We start from the raw sequence: 22644 nt of genomic DNA, 5'->3' as shown, positions 1-22644 counted from the left end.
AAACATGAAGCGCTATCTGATAGAACGCGATATTCCCAAGGTCGGTTCCCTGAATTCCGGGCAGCTCTGCGATGCGGCGGCTACCTCCAACGCCGCGCTGGCGCAGCTCGGTCCGGACATTCAATGGGTACACTCCTACGTCACCGCTGACAAGACCTTTTGCATCTATCTGGCCAAGGACGAAGCAGTGATTCGCCGTCACGCAGAAATCAGCGGATTCCCGGCAACCAAGATCACCGAGATCTCAACCATCATCGATCCATCGACGGGGACACCGAAGTAGCGGTTCCCTAACGGAAACTAAAGGGATTCGTTTCGCGGTTTCGGTCAGGGAGGTTGGATTTCCTTACCCACCCTGACTCCGTGAGGATGGGGCACCCGAGGTTAGGAAGCTGTAGTAAAAAGCAGGTCCTTCGCTGTGCTCAGGATGACAAACGAAAGGTGCCCCGTTCTAAGCGCTGAAGGCCGGGATCCCCAAATGAACTTGTTCATTGGGGTGGAAAGGCGCGTTCTATGCCAGCCTGGGGCAACGCCCCAGGTTTCGGCGCCCACAAGATCCTAAAGAGCTGAAGGCCCGCTCTATAACTCCGAGGTCGATTTCGTCGATGCGGCCTGGTTCCCTCCACAGGTCAACCGAGCCGTCCTGAGACAAACAAAAGAACCAGAAGGACAGTTCCAATTGCGATCGTCGTAAAGACAGAACGGAGGCCAGGCCTCGGCGGCGCCAGCAACACGTGGATCCCGAGAGGCAACATCGCCAAACAAAGTCCTGTGGCTGCAACCACTGACGTGATCGAACTGCCTTTCAGAATCCCAAGCATCAGAGCTGACATCAATCCCAATCCAACAGCTCTCAACAGACCGAAGGTGCCGGAGAGATACGCTCCGATTGCCAACAAAATCCAGCCGATCATGATCGTGGCCGAAAGCGCGCTGACGATATGAAAAGCACCGTAGGAGGCTGCGATCGTCTTTGTCGCGCGATCCACGCCTTCGATGCGGACAAGCTGGAAGGCGAGATGATCCGCTCCAGCGTGAAAGGTACGTGCGAACAGGCCGAAGAGGACGAATGCCCCTCCCCAAGCAGCCCAGAGCGGTTTGGATCTGCCGATCTTCTGTGTGATCGTCAATACCGCCGGCCAGAGCAGAATATTTCCCGCCCAGAAGCAGTTGTAAGACATCGTCATCAGCACCGGATGCTGATCGAAGGCCGCCAACTGGTAGGGAAAGAAGAAACGAAATGGAAGACGGAGAAGAATTCCTGTCAGAAAAAGGAGTGGTCCGGCCATCAACGACACGCCACCCAGCCAGCGCCCTGGGAACCAGAACTCTTCGCGCACCGGTAACGTCCGGTCACTCCATTGAGATTTAGTCGAGCTTACCGCCTGCATCGCATTCCTCCGTCCAGCACATTGCTGCTTGGATACGGTGCATGACGACCTGCAGTTCCCGCTACGAGAGACTGGCGCCTGTCATCATACGAGCCAGTTGGCGGCAGAAGACTCTCTGAGGTGCCGGTGGGAGCAGCGGGCTCTAAAGAGACTGGCTTTAGCCCTGGGCTTTTCTGCATGTCAAAATAAAAGCCCATTCCTTGGAGAGCCAATAGACCGTTGGCTGAAGCCCACGGCTCCCACCAGGGAAGCACAGGACGTCAGCCGCTCGTGCGAGACAGATCCTGGGAAAGTTGTGCGATAAAGTGGGTGCACCATGCCTCGCTCCATCGCCTGCCTTCTTTTACTGCTGGCCACTATTCCTGTCGGCCTGGCGGCTCGTTTTGCTCCACTGCATCTCTCATGGTTCTGGGCGAAATATCTCGGCTCTGCCCTCTGGGCGGTTGCGCTTTACTGGTTTATTGCAGCCTTGTTACCGCGGCTGCGATCGCTCGCGCTCTTCTGCATCTCCGGCATTGCCGCGACCCTGGTTGAACTCTCCCGGATTTTTCCGGAGCCGCATATTGATGCTTTTCGCCTTACGCTTGCCGGAAGATTTCTGCTTGGCCGTTTTTTCTCTGTAAAAAATATCGCCGCATATCTTCTGGCCATTGCATGTACAGCCTGGGCAGACACGCTCTTCCGTCCCGGCGCATCCAATGCTGAGGCACACTAGAAATGGTGCCGCACCCCCTCGTCACGAGTCACCTGCCCGGCTAATGGGGCACAGCAGAAATACGGAGAGCAATGTCTAAGACGAAAAAAATCGCGATCATGCCTGAGCCCAGCGGTCCCGTCTCCCCTTCGCCGGAGCAGCATAAGCGCTACGTCTGCGTACATGGCCACTTCTATCAGCCTCCGCGCGAGAACCCATGGCTTGAGACCGTGGAGGTACAGGAGTCCGCGCATCCATATCACGACTGGAATGAGCGCATCACTGCCGAGTGTTACTCCACCAACGGAGCCTCGAGGATTGTTAACTCCGCCAATCAGATCGTGCGCATCTCCAACAACTATTCGCGCATGAGCTTCAACTTCGGCCCCACGCTGTTAAGCTGGCTTGCTGAATTCGCACCCGTCACGTATCGCACCATCCTCGATGCCGATCGCATCTCGGCACAACGATTCAGCGGTCATGGCTCCGCCATGGCGCAGGTCTACAACCACATCATCATGCCCCTGGCCAATGACCGCGATTGCCTGACGCAAATCCGCTGGGGTAAGGCAGACTTCCGCTTCCGTTTTGGCCGCGACCCGGAAGGTATGTGGCTTGCCGAGACTGCAGCCAGCCGTCGCGTGCTCGATCTGCTGGCCAAGGAAGGCATCAAGTTCACCATCCTTGCTCCCGCACAGTGCGCCCGCATCCGCCCTCTTCCCAAAGAAGGCCAGGCGCCCGGCGAGTGGATTGACACCAGCGACTCGAAGGTTGATCCTTCACGGCCCTATCTTGTGAAACTCGATGAAGGTCGCACCATCACTGTTTTCTTTTACGATGGTCCGGTTTCGCGTGCTGTCGCTTTCGAAGGTCTGCTGAACTCCGGCGAATATCTCGCCAACCGCATCGTCGGTTCTCTCTCTCCACGCGAGAACGATGGACCTGCCCCCCAACTGGCACACATTGCGACCGATGGCGAGAGCTATGGACATCATCATCGTCACGGTGAAATGGCGCTGACTTACGCCTTTCATTTCATCGAGCAGCAGGGTCTGGCGAAGCTGACGAACTATGGTGAATTCCTGGAGAAGTTTCCATCTTCCTGGGAAGCCGAGATCTTCGACAATACCTCCTGGAGCTGCGTGCACGGGGTGGAGCGCTGGCGCTCCAACTGCGGCTGCAACACCGGACGCGCAGGCTGGAACCAGGAGTGGCGCGCACCGCTTCGTGAAGCTCTCGACTATGTCCGCGACAACGTCACTCCGCTCTCGGAAGAATTTGCGAAACCCTTCCTCAAGGACCTGTGGGCTGCGCGCGATGCGTATGTCCACGTCATTCTGAATCGCAATCCTGAAAATATTCAGGCGTTCTTCGCTGAGCACGCCACACGCCAGCTGACCGCTCAAGAACGAATCCGCCTGCTCGAGCTGCTGGAACTGCAGCGGCATACACAGCTGATGTACACCTCCTGCGGCTGGTTCTTCGATGAGATCTCCGGTATTGAGACCGTGCAGATCATCGCCTACGCGGGCCGCGTGCTGCAGCTTGCCTATCAGCTCTTCGGGGAAAAGGGCAAAGAGCTCGAAGGAAAGTTCCTCGATATTCTCAAGAACGCAAAATCCAACATCGCTGAGATGAGCGATGGCGCTCAGGTCTATCGCCGCTGGGTGCTGGGCATGCGTGTCGGCCTGGAGCAGGTGGGCGCGCACTATGCCATCTCCTCGATCTTCCGCGCCTATCCGGAAGATGGCTACATCTTCTGCTACGACATCCGCCGGCACGAATACAAGGTCTTCTCCTCCGGCCGTGGACGCGTGGCGCTGGGTACCGCCACGGTCCGCTCACGAATTACCGGGGAGTGCGAGATGGTCGCCTTCGCCGTACTTCACCTCGGCGGAGACCAGAACCTCTCCGCGGCAGTACGTTCCTACTCTCCCGAAGAGCAGGAAGCCTTCAACAACTTTGTGACCGCTGTCTCCGGAGCCATGGCGCAGGCCAATCTTCCCGACATCATCCGCAGCATCGATGGCTTCTTCCATCACGACCGCTCACAGACCAGCTACTCCCTGCGCTCGCTCTTCTCCGACGAGCAACATCGCATCCTGCAGACCATCCTGACCAGCACCCTCTCCGAAGTGGAAGAGAGCCTGCGCCGCATCTACCAGGACCATGCCTCACTGCTGCACTTCATCCGGCAGAGCAACATGCCAACGCCGCCTGCCCTGGCCCTCACCGCTAACTTTGCGCTCAACGCAGCCATCCGCAATGCGGTCGAGGCTGATCCTTTCGATGCTCCGGCACTCTCCAGCCTGCTGCAACAAGCCATGACGGACGAGATTCAGCTCGATGGCCAGATCATCGGCTACTCCGCCGGTAAGCGCATGCACGCAGTGATGCAACAGCTGCGGGATACGCTTCTGGCGGAGTTTCCTTCGCTGGAGATTTTGCAACTCGCAACCACCATGGCCGAGTGTTTCCGCGAGCTCCCCTTCGAGGTACGGTTCTGGGACAGCCAGAATCTCTGGAACTATCTCCTCGACCAGGTGCGCAACGATCCACGCCTGAACGAGGCATGGCGAGATGGCTACCGCCGGCTCGGCATCGCACTCGGCATCGCTGTCGATGAGCTGGTTGTAGAAGAAGGCGTCGGAAAACCCTAGCAGCATCCGGCTGCGCGCCGGATGCTGCGTTAAAAGTTAAAAGTTGAAAGTTAAAGCGTTAATGCATGGGTGAAACATGATTGCTCCCGAGCACATGCGTGACATCCCAGGAGTTCCGGTCACCAAGGCCTTAACGCTTTAACTTTTAACTTGCAACTTTTAACGTCAGCCAGCGCCGCTTTGTCAGATCGCAATCACCTCAGAGTCCCCCGGCACCCTACAAGCATCTAAGATGGAATTCGCTATGAGCCTTCTGATTACGCCGCAGCAGTTGAACTCGCGCCTGAAAGACCCCGGCACTATTGTGCTGGACGCTACCCTTCCGCCCGTCGGCGTTACACCTCCTGTAGACACCCGCGCTCGCTATCTGGCAAAGCACATTCCCGGTGCTGCGTTCTTCGACATCGACGAGCTTTCCGATCACACCACGCCGCTGCCGCACATGCTGCCCAATGAGCGTGAGTTTGCAAAGTCTGTCTCCTTCCTTGGCGTCGGCTCCGATATGACCGTGGTCATCTACGAACAGGAGGGCGTCTTCTCTGCTCCGCGTGCTTGGTGGATGCTGAAGACCTTCGGCGCGGAGGACGTCGTTATCCTCGACGGCGGACTCAAAGCATGGGAGGAAGCGGGGTATCCTACGCACTCCGGCTTCGTCACCTGTAAGCCGGCGAGATTCACACCGCGCTTCGACGCTGAGGCAGTCATCAGCTTCGACGAGCTGCAACAGGCCATTGCCGCGGGAGAGATCATTCTGGACGCGCGCGCGAAGGGGCGCTTTGACGGCACTGCCCCCGAACCACGTCCCATCCCTTCCGGCCATATGCCGGGCTCCATCAACATTCCTTTTCTGGAGCTCACCGAGAACGGCCGCTTCAAGTCGGTGCGCGATCTGAAGGCGTTGTTCGAGGCGAAGGGTGTGGACAGGAAAAAGCCCATCATCACCAGTTGTGGCTCCGGCGTAACAGCCGCGGTACTCGCCTTTGGTCTGGAGATGATCGGCGCAAAACACGTCAGTCTCTACGATGGCTCCTGGTGCGAATACGCCCAGCACCCGGAAGCGCAGATCGAGAAGACACAGTGACTGCAGAAGAGCTCATCGTCCATCTCGGGCTCGAACGTCATCCCGAAGGCGGATGGTACCGCCAGACCTACCTCGCCGCGAAGAAGGTACAAACCGCTCGCGGCGAGCGGGCTGCTTCCAGCGCAATCTACTTTCTGCTCAGCGGCAATGAGTTCTCTGCGCTGCACCGCATCCAGTCCGACGAAGTGTGGCACTTCTACGCCGGTGACACACTGGTCGTAAGCGTGATTCATCCTGACGGCCGCCACGAAGACCTTCTGCTCGGCCAAAGCCTACCCGCAGGCGAAACCCTGCAAGGCTGGGTCCCAGCAGGCGCATGGTTCGGAGCCCGTCTGAAATGGCCCGGCACCTACGCTCTGGTCGGCTGCACCGTCGCCCCCGGCTTCGACTTCGCCGATTTCGAAATGGGCAACCGCGAGATGCTGCTGCGGCAGTTTCCGCAGCATGGGGAACTCATCGCCCGCCTCACTCGTCAGTGACGCCAGGTTGGAGATGCACCGCATTGCTTAGGTTTGCGGTCTGGGGCTACTTCGAGCGTTTGTGGCAATATCCGAAAGTTGAAAGTTGAAAACGTGCTTCGTCGGTTGACTAAGCTTTATCCCTTTCCATGCCGTACGTTTTCAACTTTCAACTTATAAGGCCCGCCACTGGAGCTGAACCCCAGCCCAGAAGTCCGATCAACCACTACCGTACGTCTTCAACTTTCGGGAAGTACTTCGGCTCACTACCGACTCTCCAGGGATCGTACGCATTCGCGAAGTTGGTGCGGAACCAGATCGGCGGATGCCCTTCTGACCAGAACTCCTCGAATGGATGCCGCCGTGGATCGTTGAGCGAGGTCTCGCCCAGCACCTCGAAACCGTGCACTGCCGCTTTTTGTGGGTCGGCGACGATGCCGTGAATCACTTCCTGCCCATAGATGTCGGCGTTGTGCTCCAGCGTGCGGCTGATGGTGTTTCCGATGGGATCGGAGAGCTGGATCAACAGCACGCTCACCAGCAACAGCACCGGTGCTGAAGCCCATTCGGCCTCACTGGAGATTTTCCAGCGGGCGCCAAAACGCCGGATTACCGTGCGCTCGGCCCACACCCCTAACGGCAACAGCACCAGAATCAGCAATGCCGTAGCACCCATGCCCAGCCAGAGATGCTGCATCACGTAGTGGCCTGCCTCATGACCGAAGACAAACGCGATCTCATCCGGGGTTGCGCGGGCAATCGTTGTATCCCACACCACCACACGCTTCGACGCACCGACACCGGTGACATACGCATTCAACGCGGTCACCTTCTCGCTGGCCTTCATCAGGAACATGCGATGCGGAGGAATGGCCACACCACTGCGCTCAACGACCTTCTCAAGCTGCGCCACCAAAGCCGGATTCGACTGCGCAAGCGGCTCGAACTTGTTGAAGAGCGGATCGATGAACACCGGCGCAATAAAGACCATAAAAACGATGCAGGGAAGCATCGCCGCCCACAGCCACCACCACCAGGTGCGCGGAAACCGGCGAATCAGCGCATAGACGCCGAGACCGACAAGAACAACGAGGCCGGTCCGCAGCGCAAGCCCTTTGCTCCAGTCGGCAAACCAGCTTCCCCAGTGCTGCACCGAGAGTCCGTAGCGCACCGCCAATCGATGCCCGTACATCGCCAGCGGCAGCTTCAGCACCGACACTGTCACCATCATGACGCCGAGAAAAAACACACCCTGCACCCACCGTCGCGAGGCATGTCCTTCAATCCACACCCGCACTCGCCGGAAGTAGCCCGCACTCAGCAGCACCAGAAGGATCGCGATATCGGCCGCCGGAGAGAGCCAGGAGAGCATCGTCCGCTGGCGATGCAGTGCCACGGCCTGCTGCATCTTCCCTGGGGGCAGGCTGTAAAGCATCGGACCGGAGCGCGCCGCCTGTTCTGCGGCCACGACGGCTGGCGTCTCTGCCCGGGCGCAGGGGAAAACTGTTGCAAACAGAACAACAAAGAGCCAGCTCAGGCGTCGAAAAGTCATCGGGTGTTGGCGTATCTCCGTCAGAGTGCTGCGATTGTTGCATCGCCGCGCCTCAGGCGCAAGCGCAGCCGCACAAATTCCGATACACTCGCTTCTCACACGGCCTCTTATGTCCTTGAAGTCAATTTGCACGCTTCTGGCAATCGCAGCCGCGGTTGCACCTGCTGTCGTCTCTGCCTCCGGCGCGACCTCTACGCCGCCGTCTGTGTTGCTCGACACCATGCACACCGAGCTCGACCGTGCCATGCACTCGCTTGCCAAGGGCGACCAACAGCCCGCCCCCTACTTCATCTCCTATGAGGTGGCAGATGCCTCCACATTGAATCTTGTCGCGCAGTACGGCGCTATTGTCACTGCATCGCAGGGTCATCGCCGTGTCGCCGATGTGCAGGTCCGCATCGGTTCGCCCGCTCTCGACAACACGCACGGCGACCATCGCACCTCGGCGCTCACCACCATCAATCTTCCTTTGACGGATGACAGAGAGGCCATCGCCCGTTCCCTCTGGTTTGCTACCAACCGCGGCTACGGCAAAGCCCTGGACGGCTACCTGAAGGTGAAAACGGAGACACAGGTCCGCGCCAAGGAAGAAGACGGCTCCCCGGACTTCTCCGTGGAGAAGCCCGCCGACTCCGAGGCGAAAGCGGTGGCTCCGCTCGCTGCCGACATGGAGGCATGGAAGTCGCGGCTTCGCGAGATCTCAGCCAGCTTCAAGCCCTACAAGAACATCTTCTTCAACTACGCCGCCCTCACTGCCTCTAACGAGACTGACTACTTCACCTCGAGCGAAGGCACACGCATCGCCAATCCCTACACCACGGCTCGCCTGGTCGTGGTCGCCCGTGCCCGTGCCGACGACGGTATGGACCTCTTCCGTGTCGAGACCTTCGAGGCGGATACGCTGGACCACCTGCCGGACCAGAAGGCGGTCCTTGAGAAGCTGACGGCGCTCGCGAAGAACCTCGAGGCTCTACGCACCGCTCCCGTTACGCAGCCCTTCAACGGACCGGCGATCCTCTCCGGCCGCGCCTCTGCGGTCTTCTTCCATGAGGTGCTAGGCCACCGTCTGGAAGGCCAGCGGCAGCGTGGCGACGAAGAAGGACAGACCTTCACCAAATCGCTCGGCAAACCAATCCTTCCCGACTTCCTCTCCGTCGTCGACGACCCCACCATCGCGGCGCTTCACGGTGTTCCACTGAACGGGCACTACAGCTATGACGACGAAGGCCAGCCCGCTCAGCGCGTTGAACTTATCCGGGACGGAGTTCTGAAGACCTTTCTGATGTCGCGGCTACCGATCGCCTCCGTATCCACCTCTAACGGTCACGGACGCGCGCAGACAGGCCGCATGCCCGCCGGCCGCCAGGGCAATCTCATCGTCAGCTCCAGCAAATCCGTCAACGATGCTGAGCTGCGCAAGATGTTGATTGAGGAAGCAAAGAAGCAAGGCAAGCCTTATGGCCTTTTTTTTGAGGACATCTCTTCCGGCTTTGCCGTCACCACACGCCGCTCGCCGCAGGCCTTCCAGGTCATTCCGCTGGTGGTCTATCGCATCTACGTCGACGGCCGTCCGGACGAGCTGGTCCGAGGTGTTTCCATCGTCGGCACACCACAGGCAGCGCTGAACCGCATCCTCGCTACGGGCGACCGTCAGGAGATCTTCAACGGCGAGTGCGGCGCAGAGTCCGGCTCTATTCCCGTCTCTGCCGTCGCGCCGGCCATGCTGGTGAGCGAGATCGAAACCCAACGGCAGCAACAGGGCACTGCCCGGCCCCCAATTCTTCCGCCCCCAGGCATGGATGAGGAGGGTAAGTAAATGAATACACGCCGCATCTTCTCCTCACTCGCCGTCATTGGTCTTGCCGTGCTTCCTGTCGCGGCCGTGGCGCAACAAGTTCCTGTCGCCGCTGTAGAGCAACAAGTTCCTGTCGCTGCTATTACGCAACAACAGACCGATCCCATGCTGGTTGCCATGCAGCAGGAGATGGAGCGTAGCCGCCAGAAACTGGTGCTGCCCGGCATGCTGCGTCCCTATTTCATGGAGTACCGCCTCGAAGACGTCACCGAGTACCAGGCGGATGCAAGCTTCGGCGCCCTGACCAACGAAACGGAGAACCACCAGCGCTTTGTGCGGGTACAGGTCCGGGTCGGAAGCTACAAGTCAGACAACTCCAGCACGCGCGGCGAAGGCACCGTGCAGGTCGCGCCCATGGACCAGAATCCCGAAGCTCTGCGCTATGCTCTCTGGTTCGCTACGGACGAGGCCTACAAAGCGGCGCTCAATGCCTATTCCCGCAAGCAGGCCGACCTCAAGCGCTTCGAGACTACGCCGACCGCCGATGACTTCTCTCCTGCCAAGCCAGTGACGAAAATTGAACCACTGGTGAAGCTCGACCTCGATCGTGAGGACTGGAAACAGCGTGTCGTCGAAGCCAGCGGACTCTATGCAATCGACCCCCGTGTGAAAGGGTTCGCAGAGCAGATTCAGTACTCCAACTCAAGTGTTCGCGGTCTTGCGGTCAACCGTTACCTGGTCAATACAGACGGTACCGCCGTACGCCGCGGATATACGGCCTACTCCGCCGGCATCAGTGTCGGCACTCAGGCGCCTGACGGCACACGTCTCTCGCGGGACAACGGCCCTGTGGCCGCGCAGGCAAAAGATCTTGAATCGGCAGCCGTCTTCAAGCAGCGCGTCATTGACGATCTCCTGAGCCTGCGTGGTCTGCAGAAGGCCCCTGTTGTCATGGCGGAGGACTACCACGGCCCTGTGCTCTTCAGCGGCGATGCCTCCACCGACGTTCTCAACCGCCTCTTTGTTCCCAACATCGAAGCGGACAAGCCCGATCCCGGAACTCTGGCACGCACCCAGGGAGCTTTCTCATCGAGCTGGAAGCAGCGCGTTCTTCCTGACTTCCTCGACGTCAAAGACGACCCAGGGATGAAGACCTTCCACGGTAAATCGCTCATCGGCTCCTACGATATCGACGATGAAGGCGTACCGGCACAGACGGTGCAAGTGGTCTCAAAGGGTATCCTGCAGAACTACCTCATCGACCGCGAGCCGGTGAAGGACTTCCCTGAGTCCAACGGTCACGGTCGCGCCGCTCTCGGCCGGCGCGCCGAATCGCACGCCGGCGTAATGATCTTCACTCCCACGAAGGTCACACCCGCCGCCGAGATGGAGAAGAAGATCCTGGCCATGGCGAAGGAGCAGAACCGCCCCTTTGTCTACATTGCGGAGACGATGGGCGGCGAGCTGACCCCACGCCTGCTCTATCGGGTCACCCCTGACGGCAAACGCGAGCTGGTGCGCGGCGCCGTCTTCGATGAGCTCGACCAGCGCAGCCTGCGCTCCGACATCATCGCAGCCGGCGACGATCCGTACATCCAGAACTCGCTCGCACCGCTGCCACAGACCACCATCGCGCCATCGCTGCTGTTTGGTGACATCGCCGTGAAACGCGCACAGAATGAGCAGCAGAAGCTGCCTTATTACCCTCCGCCGCAGTAGAGCATTTTCCCTGTAGGTGTAGTCCAGAGCATCCGCATCTATGGGCGTTTTCCGCAATGAAAACGCCGCTGCACTTCTCTTCCGGGATACCCAGTAACAGGGAAAATGCTCTAGAGTCTAAGAGACCACCATGCACCTTGATCCGCAACTGCTGCGCGCCATTGCTCTCTCACTCTTTATCTTTCTCGTGTTGTCCAGCCGTATGAGCAAGGGCTCTGTAAAACAGACGCCCGAGGGGCTGGCCTTTCCCATCAAGCCTCTCTTCGCGCTCTCCCGCTGGATCCTGCTGGCGGCCTATGTCGCTCTTGTCATTGCGCTGTCGGTCATGCACGTCAGCAAGATTCCACCGGTATGGGTCATGATAGTGCTGATCCTGGTCTGCGTTCTGGTCGTGCTGCGCATGCCCGGAACCATCGTGCTGACACCCACAGCCGTGGTGCAGCGCTTCTGGTTCTTCAAAGACAAACAGATTCCCTATACCGAAGTGATGGCCATTAGCGTCTCACAGGCAGGACGCGTCACCCGCGTCATGGGCTCCAACCGCGTCACGATTCTGCATTCCCCCAATCATTCGGCGTCCGAGGCCTTCCGTCAGGAGATGGAGCTAAGGACGGGCAAGAAGGTCGTGTTGTAAACAAACCCGAACTTCGTACCACGGGCTGCGTATCTGCTTCTACGAGTAAAAGGAGAGCGGTTCATGAAGAGGCTTTGGCTTTGGCTGTGCGTGGTACTGGCTGGAATGCTGAGCATGCAGGCACAGGCGCCTGTCGATGTAACCGGGACATGGCAGGGAACGATGCAGCCTCAGGGCGCTCCCCGCGAGATGCGGATTTTGCTGAAGATCGGCAAGGATGACGCGGTTCTGAAGGTTATCGGATATTCCATCGACCAGGGCGGGGCGCCGATGACTGCGAATACAGCCTCGGTAAAAGGTGATACGTTTACCTTTGAAATCGCCGGCATCGGCGCGAAGTATGAAGGAAAAATCGCCGCTGATGGCAAGAGCATGACCGGCACCTTCACACAGGCCGAGCGGTCTACGGCGCTGAACCTCGCCAAGGTCAATCCCGAAGCAGCATGGGAGATTCCCAAGCCGCCCGCGCCTATCAAGCCAATGGCAAAGGACTACGACCCGGTCCTGGAGATCGCGACCATCAAGCCCAGTAATCCCGACCAGCCTGGCATCGGCTTCGGACTCGGGCAGCGCCGCTTCCGCACCATCAACACCACGCTTATCGACATCATGAAATTCGCCTACGGCGTGCAGGACAAGCAACTCGTCGGCATGCCGGCATGGGCGAATGAGATCAAGTGGGATATTGACGCACGGCCCGATGGTGAAGGCCAGCCGAGCGGCGACCAATGGAAATCCGCCCTCAGAAAGCTGCTGGTGGAACGCTTCCAGCTCAAGTTCCATAGTGAAGATCGTGAGATGCCGGTCTACCTTCTGGAACAGGCGAAGGGCGGACCCAAACTCTTCAAGAGCGAAGCCCCAGCCGATGGACCGAAGGGGCTCAACTTCCAGGGAGCGGGCGTCTTTGTCGCCCGCAATGCGACCATGCTCGACTTCTGTGGATTGCTGCAGGAGACGCTGCTCGATCGTCCCGTGCTGGATAAGACCGAGCTCAGCGACAATCGCTATGACTTCAGACTGACCTGGCAACCTGACGCAACGCAGTTCGGCGGACGCTTCGCCAACGCTCCCGTCTTCGACCCGCCCCGCCCCGATCTCTACACCGCTCTGCAGGAGCAGCTCGGCCTGAAAGCGACACCCACAAAAGCCCCAGCCAAGGTGATGGTCTTCGAGAAAGTAGAAAAGCCCTCGGAAAACTAACGCGTTTTGTATGTTTGTTAGGAATTTTGGTGTACTCCGAACCCACCCTCGCGTTGCGAGGGTGGGGCACGCTACCGGGGAAAACAGATTTCTCCGTTGCATTCCGAATGGCGAACAAAGGGCCTAGCTCTGAGCGCTGAAGGCGCGCTCTATACCAGCCTGGGGCAACGCCCCAGGTTCGGTGCCCACAAGACGTTAAAGGGCTGAAGGCCCGCTCCATAGCTCTGCAGGTGAAATCAACTCCGCAATGAAATTGAATTGTCGATATGCTCAATCGCACTCAATGCCATCGGTAGAACGAGAGTTTTCATGATGAAGCTAACCCCGGTTCTCATCCTTGGCGCCTCGCTCTCTTTCACTTCCGCACAGACACAGGGGCCTCCGCAAATGGCTGCGGAGGCCCATCCCATCGCTGATGTGGCCACCATCAAGATGAGCGATCCCAACGCACACGGCTACGGGTTTCGCCTTGGTGGAGGACGCGTTCAGGCCTTCAACACCACACTGCTCGACATGATGAAGTGGGCCTATGGCGTACAGACCAGCCAGATTCAAAGTCTTCCCGAATGGGCGCGCACGCAGAAGTGGGATGTGGAAGCAACGCCCAACCTGCCCGGCATGCCCAACAAAGCTCAGGCCCAGGGCATGATGCAGCTTCTCATCGTGGAGCGCTTCCATCTCACCACTCATAGCGAGAAGAAGGCGCTCCCGGTCTACGTTCTCGAACGCGGTAAAGGCCCACTCAAACTTACAAAGAGCACCATCGAAAGACCCGTTCCCGCCATTGGTTTTACACAACCGGGTGTTCTGGTCGCCCGCAACGCGACCTCACGCGAACTGGCGAATGTCCTGCAGGAGCGTCTCCTCGATCGGCCCGTCGTCGATAAGGTACAACTCTCCGAACGAAGCGATTTCACCCTCGACTTCCAGCCCGATGCCTCACAGTATGACGGGCTCTGGGCCAGTCTTCCTCCAAGACAGCCCGCTAAACCAGACCTCTATACCGCCATTCAGGAACAACTCGGCATGCGCCTGGTACCCAGCAAAGAAGAAGTGGATGTGTTGGCTGTCGATAAGGTAGAGAAGCCATCAGAGAATTGAATAATGGAGAATTGAATAATTGAATGAGCCGGTTTCATTCCATTATTCAATGATTTAATCATTCAATTTCTTCAGTCCAGTCTCACCAGATACGCCTGTGCATTCGGCTCATTGGGATGAATGCTCTCCGCGACTTCGGTCGCGTGCGCTTTGTCCATCACTGCGGGATTGATCCGCACCCAGTGTCCTGTCGGTCCGGGGAACTCGATGACCTTGGCCGTGTGATAGCGGCGCTGCATCTGGTCTTTCAACTTCAACGAGTTCTTTTCCTCGGTAAATGCGCCGACCTGCACACACCATTTGCCGGAGACCGCTGCGTTCGCGGTCTGCTGCAGCACATCGATCCTTACCTTCGCCACACCTGCGCGATAGACACCCGTAGCTTTGGCCGCAGCCATCGAAAGATCCAGCACGCGTCCTGGCACAAAGGGACCACGATCGGTAATCTTCACCACCGCAGACTGATTCGTTTGCAGATTGGTCACACGAACCACAGTGCCCATGGGCAGCGTGCGGTGCGCGGCCGTCATGGCGTTCTGGTCATAGGGCAGACCATTGGCAGCATTGCGGTTGTGATACGGGGGACCGTACCAGCTCGACATACCTATCTCGGTCGAATACACCTTCCCGCCGTAGTCCGGCTGCGGCTCCTGCGGCTGCCCTGTGCCCAGCCCCGGTACCGGCCGGACCGGCGGATAATTCCCTGCCGTATTGCGCGGATCGCGAGTAACGGGTGGAGGCGGCGTACGGCGCGCCACACGCACCTTCTTGTGGTGGCATCCGGTCAAGACCAAGGCAAGCAAGACCGTAATGCCTGCGACAATGGAGCGGCTACGGATCAACGGCGAGGTGTCCTCTCGTCCAGCTTCTGCGCCACCTGCCGAAGCTTCTCCGCCGCCTTGCGCAGCGCCTCAGCGCCCTGCATCCGCGCCTCCGGAACGACCTCGTCGTTGACGTAGTCGATGGCTTTGCGGAGTTCGGCCTCCATGCGCTCAACAGCTTCATGAATGCGGTCGTTCCAGTCGTTCGCCATGGCGTAGCTCTCCCTTCTCTCATTAGAGAAAAGGCTTATGTCACACGGCAATGCAGAATTGCCGGGGGAACCTGAGATGGTACGGCTCTAGTTCCCGGTTGCCAGTTGCCAGTTTGACTAACAATGCTGCAGTGGGTTGGCTGGATCTGGTGTGTTGGGCGTGCTTGTGCCGCCCATAACGTACCTCATCAACTGGCAACTGTTAACTGGCAACTGTCTCACCCATGCAGTACCTCTTCAACTTTCAACTTTTAACTTTCAACTCTTAGAAGAGTCGTTCGGCTCTTCTAAGATTCCCAGCAGATCCGATATTCGCCAGCGAGAAGTTGAACCGGTAGATGTTGTCATTACGCACGGTGCCCAGCTCGAACTTCCGGTACTCCGCCGAGAAGCCGCAGCAGTCCCAGAAGTAGCTCACCTGGAAGGCTCCGTACTGGGTCTGGCCTGCATTCAGGTCGATACCGCTGTTCAGCGCGGCGGAGAACCCTTTCTTGTTCGGCGCGCCATAACCCAGCAGCACACGAAGCTGCGTAAAGTCCGAGATCGGCGAGGTGAGGAAACGGCCGGGCGCATTCAATCGCGCAAACGAGAGTCCACCGAAGTACTGGCCGATGTGTTCATCGATAAAGACATTCGAGGCCGTGAACCGGTGCTGACCGAGGTCATAGTTCACGTCCCACTCCACGTCGGTCTTGTCGGAGATGCGTACCCGGAGCTCCGAAATGAGCGGCGAGATCTCGCGCGGCTGCGTGATAAAGGCAATGCCGGAGAAGTCCAGCGTGCTCTCGAAGATATTGCGCCGCCCCTGGGAGATAGACCCATTGAAGCTCGGGTCGAAGAAGTGCTTCTGTGCCAGCCGCCAGCGCACCGATTCGCCCATGCCTCCGCAGCCTGAGGTCAGACGGGTATTGCCGGCCAACTCTTCATCGCACACCGGCGCATCTTTCTTGTGGAAGAAGAGACGCTGGGTCACACCGTACTCGAGCTCATTGGTATTGGTCACCACATCAACCGGGTCGAAGCGCAGCGTCCGGTTATAGTCATCCACACCGGTGACATAGCGGTAGTTGAGGAACGATTCGATGGTGTGCTTCATCTCACGGCCGAAGATGAAGTCCTTCGCGGCAAAGGTACGCTCCAGTACCGGCGGCTTGAATTCGAAGCCCGTCTCCATCGCGGTGCGGTTCAACGTCGCATTCACCTGCACCGGTACTGGACCGGGAATGACCGAGGAAACCCTGCTGCGCGAATAGAACGTATCGCGGAGACCGAACGACGGTCTTACCATCCACCCGGCGAAGTGTACCGGCGCCGAGATCCGCGGATGCAAGTCCAGCCGCTCAATCACACCGTCGGTGGTGAAGTTCTGCTGTGCCCGCTTCAGGCCGGTGGCCGAGGCATCGAAGGACCATACCAGCGGCGAGGTCCCCAGCCGGCGCTCAATCAGGTCCAGGTCCAGAGACGGAGCCCGGATAATGCGCACCTGTTGCCCAGTTACAACGTTCTTTAGACCCTGGTAGCGGTCACCGAACAACGATGCCGAGAGACCGCTCTTCTGGTATGCGGCGAATGCGTGCGAGACGACATCCGTCGAGACCGCCTGATTGAAGGTGTCATTGAATGCCTCGCGGTAGACATAAGAGCTCAGGTACTCCACATTGGCCACGATGCGCGCATGCTCATCCAGATCGTTGCGGGCAGAGAGCAGGAAGTCCTGGCCTCCCTGGTTGACATACACACCATTGCTGTCGTGGTATCCGCGGTCCAGAAGTCCGGTGTAGTGTGCCGTCAGGAAGTTAAGGCCGTTGCCTTTGTAACGGAAGGTCACAAGCTGCGAAAAACCGCGCACCGAGAAATACTCTGAACCAACCGTAATGTCTGACGACCGCGACAGACGCACATACACCTGTTCGCCGATGATGTATCCCTTGCGGCTGCCTGCTTTGCTGAAGCTGGGGATCAAAAAGCCGCTCTGGCGCTCCTCCGGCGACGTTGGATGCGTCACGTACGGCAGAAACAGTACCGGCATATTCAGCAGACGGAAGACACTGTTATAGCCATGCGCCTGACCGTCTTCCACCACAAAGCGTTTGGCGGCAAGCCTCCAGTCCGGGTTCGGAAGCTGGCAGCTCGTGACCGTGCCGTTCAGGATCTCGTAGTTGTGCGGTCCCCGCTGAATCACCTGTCGCCCAGTGAACAGAAAGGGATTGCTGGTCGTGTACGTGGTTCCCTTCGCCGTCGTATGCACGCCGATGGAACCCGTCACGTCATAGAACTTCCCTGTCTGCTGCTTCAGGTTGGCCTGCCCATGCGACGCGGCAATGTACTCGTCGTCCGGCCCACCGGTGATCCGGATATGGCCGTCCGAGACCGCATCCCCTGTCTCCTGGTTAAACGACAGTTTTTCGGCGGTAACCGTATACCCGTTGTAGTGGACCTCCACATTGCCCGTCAGCGTGTACTCATCGCCGTTCCGGGTCATCTGGTCGGCCTCGACCGTTAGTTTGTGCGAGGCATCTTCAGGCTGCGTCACCGGCTGAGCGATGGGGTAAATGAGCTGAGGTGTGGGGCTTTCGGGCAGAGGTGCCGAAGTAGGAACCTGCTGTGCATGCAACTGCGGATAAATTCCCCCCGTCAGCGTGGTACTTAAGAAGACGCAGGCACTTCGCAGCAGGAATGTCCGGCTCCGTTTGTGCTGCATGGCTCTGGTAGGTCCGTACTCGTTCGATGGTTGCAACTGCTATGCGGAATCCGGCTCCGCGCCCCCTCGCCTCTTCATTGTATGCAGACGGGAAAGCGAGACGTTTGTTTCCATGGACCCTTTTGCCTGGAAGGCTGTCGAAAGAACGGCCCGATGAGAAACGGAAGTGAATTGTGAGCACCACCTCTCCCCTGCCCCTTGAATCCGTCCGCGACGATGACGCCTGGAAAGACCAGGTGGCTGCCCGGCTTGCGGCCCATCGGCAGAAGAAACAACGAGCGGACCAGCAGCAGACCCTGCCGATGGAAGGTCTTCCTGAACCCAGACCCCGGCAGCAGCGTCGTGTCGCCGAAGCAGTCGCCAGCCGGTTCGCGCAACAGCAGAGCTATCGCGACTACCTGCAGGCGGAAGCAGAGGCCGCGATGCAGAAGGCTCGCGCCGAAGCCGAGATTGCCGCACGTAATGCCGCGGCGATCGCGCAGGCGCAGCAGCAGTTGCTCGAGGAACTCGAGCAGTGGGACGCGCCCGAGGAGGCCACCGGCAAAACCGTTTCGGCAGAAGCCTCAGCAGAGATCGTGGAGATTCCGGTTCTGGAGCCGTTTACGCTCGAACCGTTGGTCACAGAGCATGTCACCAGAGCCCCACTGGTCAAACACCCCCCGGTCGCCCACCCGCCAGTGGTTGTCGAGCCTGAGCCTGAGCTCGAGCCGATGGTGGTCGAGTATGTCCCGGAGCCGTCAAGCGAACCCATCGCTCCGCTCAGCGCTAACCTGATCGAGTTTCCACGGCAGCTTGTCGCGTCGAAAAAGGCTCGTCCCCGGTTGGCCGAAGGCCCGCTGCGCGAGGATGCTCCCGAGCCTCCTCAGCTTCGTATCTTCGAGGTAACCGCCGAGCAGATCGCCACCACTCCCGAGCCGCCACATGTCACGCCGGAGTGGAGTGACATCCGTCTCGACGCTGCTCCGGTAGCCGCACCGCTCCTTGAGTCCATTCCGGCCTCTGAGATCAGCTTCGCGCTGCCGCCCCAGGTTGCGCCGCTGCAGCTGCGCGTGATGGCAGGTATGGTGGACTCCATGGCTGTCCTTGGCAGCTTCGCGATCTTCACCATCGTCTTTGCACTCACGGCAAAGACCGTCGTTCTCGACCGTGGACTGGCGCTCTGGGCCATCGGCGTGCTGCTGACGCTCTTCATTGGCTACCGCCTGCTCTTCTTCTCTCTGAGCGATCAGACACCGGGCATGCGCTACGCCCGCATCGGCCTATGCACCTTCTCCGACGAGAACCCCTCACGCCGCCAGATGCGCCGCCGTCTGCTGGCCATGGCGCTCTCAATGGCTCCGTTAGGCCTGGGTTACCTTTGGGCTCTCTTTGACGAAGATCGCATGGGCTGGCACGACCGCATCTCCCGCATGTACATGCGCGCCTACTAGTTGCTGGTTGCTAGTTCCTCGTTCCTAGTTGAAAAGCAAAAGCCCCATCCATGCTTTTGAGCTGGGGGGCTTTGTTTTTCGGAACAAAAACCAGCAACTAGGAACTAGCAACCAGCAACTGAAAAAGCCCGGCTTTCGCCGGGCTTTTTCTAGAAGGTTGTCGATACGCTCAAGCGGAAGGTCTTTCTCGGTTCCCGAAGCTGATAGGCAGCTCCGTAGAACTGGATTGCCTGCGCATAGCTGTACAAACCGGCGCCATTGTTCGGGAACATACTGCGGTAGGTCGCCTGGTCTACGGCCAGTTCCTGCGGCAGGTCCTTGTACAGGCGCAGCGGGTTATAGGCGTAGTAGAGACGCAGTGGAGCGTTCACGATCGGCAGAATCACCTGCAGTTCCGCACCATTCGACATGCGTGGTACGAAGTTCGTGCCCGGCACTGCCTTCAGGATCTGCGGGAAGGTAACCTTCTGTCCGCCGAAGCAGGAGCCGTTGATGATCGTGGGGCAACCATAGAGCGTGCTGTTGAAGGTCGCCTGTCCCAGCACCGACTGGCGGAGCTGAGACTCGCGGACGTTGCCGTTGTAGCCGAAGTCCGTGAAGAACGCGAAGACCACCTGATTGATGATCGGGATACGGTACTCCACGTTTGCGGTAACTCCAGTATCGGCGCCCACCGAGACCAGACGATAGACCGGCAGTGGAACCTTGATGGCTCCCAGATCCTGGTTTGTGGGATCGCGCGGCACCGTCGTTCCATCCGGATTGGTGAGATTGAACTCCACCTTCGTCGGAATGTAGGTATAGGGCGAAGACGAACGAATGTCGAAGCCGCGAACGTCAGACTCACCGCCGCCATAGACACGGTTGAAGGGCGGCGCCACCTGGCCGCCGAAGCCCTCAACGTGCGAGACCTGGATACGATAGCCGAGCACATTGTGACCGTCGCGGTCGATGTGCAGGCCCTTCATCGGGAAGAACTGACGCCAGGTAGCGACCGGCGAGAAGTACTTCACGTTGCCACCCGCGCCGGCAACCTGGATTGCGACGTTGAAGTCCTTACCGGAATGCGGTCCGACTGCACGGTCGATCGACGAAAAGGTGAAGCTCGGGGTGACGACCGAACTGATGATGCCCGAAAGCTGGTTCGATCCCTGGATACCGGAACGGAAAGCCAGCGACTGGAATAGGTTGCGGGTGTTGTCGTTGAAGGTTGAAATCGTCGACCGCTGCAGCGAGTACGAGATACCCACGCGCGTCACACCCGAGCGGTTGAAGAGCTTACGCAGCGGATAGCTGGCCGAGATCGACAGACCTGTCGATGCCTGGTTGTAGTTGGTCAGAAGCGACTGTTGCGCCTGCGAAAGGTTCTGCGAGATCGAACCGCCGGCAGCGCCGTACGCCTTGGACGGGTTGTAGTCGAACTTGGATTGGAAGACCTGCAAACCAAGCGACAGCGGCTTGTTGCGGAAGTAAGGTTCCGTAAAGCCGAAACTCAGATTGCGCGACAGATCGCCCGCGTTCGCCTGTACCGAAAGCGTCTCACCCAGACCGAGGAAGTTGTTGGTCTCGTAGTTCAGACCGATAAAGCTTCCAGAAGCGCCCGAGATACCGCCGTTCAGACCGATGGAGTTCTTGCCCTTCTCCTTCAGCTTCAGGAGCAGATCCACAGTGCCGGCATCGTTATTGGTGCGGGTCTCAGAGTCCTGCTCGACCTTCAGCGCCTCGAAGTAGTTCAACTGGTTTAGGCGGAGCAGTGACAGCTCCCATGCCTGAGCGTTGTACACCGCGCCTTCTTCCAGCATCAGCTCACGGCGGATCACGCGGTCGCGGGTAATGCTGTTGCCGGAAAACTCGATACGCGAGACCTTGAACTGCTTGCCCTCGTCGATATCGATGTCCAGGAAGATGAGGTTCTTCGCTTCGTCAAAGCGCGGTGTCGGCGATCCGACGAAGTTGATGTAGCCAAGCCCGCCGTACGCCTTACGCAGATTCTCGAGGCCCTTGCCGAAGAGGGTCGCCGAAAACCACTCGCCATCCTTCTGCGCAAACTGCGCACGCAGAGCCTTCATATTGGTGATGGCTTTATTGCCGGTAAAGGTGATGCCGCCCAGACGGTAACGCTTGCCCTCTTCCACCGGCATCAGGATGTCGATGCGCTTACCCTTCGACGGGCGCAGCGTGAAGATATTGATGCCGCCGGCGTCGCGTACGCGGGTCTTGGGCTCCGAGGTGAGTGCCTTGAAGTAGCCGCGGTCACGGTAGGCCATCTGAACGCGCTGCGCATCCTCGTCGAGCTTGGATGCGTCGAAGGTGCGGGCAAAGATGTTCTCCAGGATGATCGACTTCGGAATACCGATCGGCCGCAGGTTGCGCATCGCCTGGCGCAGCGTACGCGAGCTCACGTTGTCGTTGCCGACAAAATCGATATGACCCACCTTCACCGTTGGGCCTTCCTTCACCTCGAAGGTGAGGGAGACGCGTGCCGGAGGCAGGTTCTTCACTACCGTGCGGATAGTGGCGAACTGGTGGCCATGCTCGGCCAGCAACTCCTTCAGCACAACCTCGGCGCGCTTCACCTTGGTGGGGTCATACTGGCTCTCCACCGTCAGGCCAACCTTGGCCTTCTTGAAACGCTCCAGGATGTCTGAAGTGGTGACCGCGTTCACACCCTTGTAGTTGATGTCGTTGACCGTGGGCTTTTCGCGCACGTACCAGATGATCTGGGTGCAGTTCGGCTTGTCCTGCTTCTCGGCACGGAGATCTTCAAAGTAGCCCGTGTTCCACAACGAGTTATAGTCGCGCTCGATCATCGACTCGTCGTAGATATCGCCCTCATGCGAGAACAGGCGGGCCAGAACGGATTCTTTCGGAATGCGACGGTTGCCGATCACCTGGATCGAGCAAAGCGCCCTTGGATTGCCTTGTGCTACCGGCCCGGTGGTAAAGGTCGAACCAGCATTTTGTGCAGCAGCCGAGCCGGCGGCAACAGCGCCCAGGCTCAACAGCAACATACCCGCGCGAACACGGTTGCCAAAAGCAATCGCGCGGTTCCGGCCAGAGTGCGAACGCACATCCGAGAAAGCTTGATTCAGAAACTTAGCGGAAAAGATACGCGCGTCCTCACTGCTCGGAAAATACCTCCCCAAATGCATGTAGGGGAAAGTTTCATTATATGGGACGGGCGCTCCCTTCTGA

17 protein-coding genes are annotated in these 22644 nt (G+C 58.9%); 11 read left to right on the top strand and 6 right to left on the bottom strand.

The window, feature by feature from the left end; all coding sequences use genetic code 11:
• Window positions 1-4: 4 nt before the first annotated feature.
• The gene (locus OHL21_RS01705; protein WP_263415521.1) at window positions 5-283 is read left to right on the top strand and encodes a DUF4242 domain-containing protein; all 279 of its coding nucleotides are present in this window, start codon (window positions 5-7) and stop codon (window positions 281-283) included.
• 346 nt (window positions 284-629) lie between these two features.
• On the opposite strand, the gene OHL21_RS01700 is transcribed toward OHL21_RS01705, so the two are convergent.
• Window positions 630-1391 (bottom strand): hypothetical protein, encoded by a 762-nt coding sequence (locus tag OHL21_RS01700; protein WP_263415520.1) that lies wholly within the window; start codon window positions 1389-1391, stop codon window positions 630-632.
• Window positions 1392-1707: 316 nt separating this feature from the next.
• On the opposite strand from OHL21_RS01700, the gene OHL21_RS01695 reads away from it, so the two are divergent.
• The 4 genes from OHL21_RS01695 (at window position 1708) to OHL21_RS01680 (ending at window position 6305) form a co-directional block, all read left to right on the top strand.
• Complete coding sequence (locus tag OHL21_RS01695) at window positions 1708-2106, top strand: ribosomal maturation YjgA family protein (RefSeq protein ID WP_263415519.1); 399 nt, start codon at window positions 1708-1710, stop codon at window positions 2104-2106.
• 71 nt (window positions 2107-2177) lie between these two features.
• Window positions 2178-4745, top strand: coding sequence for a DUF3536 domain-containing protein (locus tag OHL21_RS01690; RefSeq protein ID WP_263415518.1), 2568 nt, complete (start codon window positions 2178-2180; stop codon window positions 4743-4745).
• A gap of 244 nt (window positions 4746-4989) precedes the next feature.
• Window positions 4990-5826, top strand: coding sequence for a 3-mercaptopyruvate sulfurtransferase (sseA, locus tag OHL21_RS01685; RefSeq protein ID WP_263415517.1), 837 nt, complete (start codon window positions 4990-4992; stop codon window positions 5824-5826).
• The gene (locus tag OHL21_RS01680) at window positions 5823-6305 is read left to right on the top strand and encodes a cupin domain-containing protein (RefSeq protein ID WP_263415516.1); all 483 of its coding nucleotides are present in this window, start codon (window positions 5823-5825) and stop codon (window positions 6303-6305) included. The genes sseA and OHL21_RS01680 overlap by 4 nt, the downstream gene beginning before the upstream one ends.
• A gap of 205 nt (window positions 6306-6510) precedes the next feature.
• Here the strand turns inward: OHL21_RS01680 and OHL21_RS01675 are convergent, their stop codons facing one another.
• Window positions 6511-7836: a M48 family metalloprotease gene (locus tag OHL21_RS01675; protein WP_263415515.1), complete on the bottom strand. Its 1326-nt coding sequence runs from the start codon at window positions 7834-7836 to the stop codon at window positions 6511-6513.
• A 109-nt stretch (window positions 7837-7945) separates the two neighbouring features.
• On the opposite strand from OHL21_RS01675, the gene OHL21_RS01670 reads away from it, so the two are divergent.
• The 5 genes from OHL21_RS01670 to OHL21_RS01650 all read left to right on the top strand — a co-directional run bounded on the left by OHL21_RS01670 (window position 7946) and on the right by OHL21_RS01650 (window position 14285).
• Window positions 7946-9652: a TldD/PmbA family protein gene (locus tag OHL21_RS01670; protein ID WP_263415514.1), complete on the top strand. Its 1707-nt coding sequence runs from the start codon at window positions 7946-7948 to the stop codon at window positions 9650-9652.
• Complete coding sequence (locus OHL21_RS01665) at window positions 9653-11350, top strand: metallopeptidase TldD-related protein (RefSeq protein WP_263415513.1); 1698 nt, start codon at window positions 9653-9655, stop codon at window positions 11348-11350.
• 130 nt (window positions 11351-11480) lie between these two features.
• Complete coding sequence (locus OHL21_RS01660) at window positions 11481-11984, top strand: hypothetical protein (protein WP_263415512.1); 504 nt, start codon at window positions 11481-11483, stop codon at window positions 11982-11984.
• Window positions 11985-12047: 63 nt separating this feature from the next.
• A complete protein-coding gene (locus tag OHL21_RS01655; protein ID WP_263415511.1) occupies window positions 12048-13184 on the top strand; it encodes a TIGR03435 family protein in 1137 nt (378 codons plus the stop codon).
• Between the two features lie 309 nt (window positions 13185-13493).
• A complete protein-coding gene (locus OHL21_RS01650; protein WP_263415510.1) occupies window positions 13494-14285 on the top strand; it encodes a TIGR03435 family protein in 792 nt (263 codons plus the stop codon).
• 71 nt (window positions 14286-14356) lie between these two features.
• On the opposite strand, the gene OHL21_RS01645 is transcribed toward OHL21_RS01650, so the two are convergent.
• The 3 genes from OHL21_RS01645 to OHL21_RS01635 form a co-directional block, all read right to left on the bottom strand.
• On the bottom strand, window positions 14357-15127 hold the full coding sequence (locus tag OHL21_RS01645) for a septal ring lytic transglycosylase RlpA family protein (protein WP_263415509.1): 771 nt from the start codon (window positions 15125-15127) through the stop codon (window positions 14357-14359).
• A complete protein-coding gene (locus tag OHL21_RS01640) occupies window positions 15124-15318 on the bottom strand; it encodes a hypothetical protein (protein WP_263415508.1) in 195 nt (64 codons plus the stop codon). Before OHL21_RS01640 ends, OHL21_RS01645 begins: the two co-directional genes overlap by 4 nt.
• Window positions 15319-15583: 265 nt before the next feature.
• The gene (locus OHL21_RS01635; protein ID WP_263415507.1) at window positions 15584-18019 is read right to left on the bottom strand and encodes an LPS-assembly protein LptD; all 2436 of its coding nucleotides are present in this window, start codon (window positions 18017-18019) and stop codon (window positions 15584-15586) included.
• Between the two features lie 173 nt (window positions 18020-18192).
• On the opposite strand from OHL21_RS01635, the gene OHL21_RS01630 reads away from it, so the two are divergent.
• The gene (locus tag OHL21_RS01630; protein ID WP_263415506.1) at window positions 18193-19449 is read left to right on the top strand and encodes an RDD family protein; all 1257 of its coding nucleotides are present in this window, start codon (window positions 18193-18195) and stop codon (window positions 19447-19449) included.
• A gap of 149 nt (window positions 19450-19598) precedes the next feature.
• Here OHL21_RS01630 and bamA read toward each other — a convergent pair whose 3' ends face one another.
• On the bottom strand, window positions 19599-22460 hold the full coding sequence (gene bamA / locus OHL21_RS01625) for an outer membrane protein assembly factor BamA (RefSeq protein WP_263415588.1): 2862 nt from the start codon (window positions 22458-22460) through the stop codon (window positions 19599-19601).
• Between the last annotated feature and the right edge of the window lie 184 nt (window positions 22461-22644).

The organism is Terriglobus albidus (genome assembly GCF_025685425.1).
Taxonomy (GTDB): domain Bacteria; phylum Acidobacteriota; class Terriglobia; order Terriglobales; family Acidobacteriaceae; genus Terriglobus; species Terriglobus albidus.
Note: the sequence above shows the minus strand (reverse complement) of the source record. Positions and strands in the feature narration are given on the sequence as shown.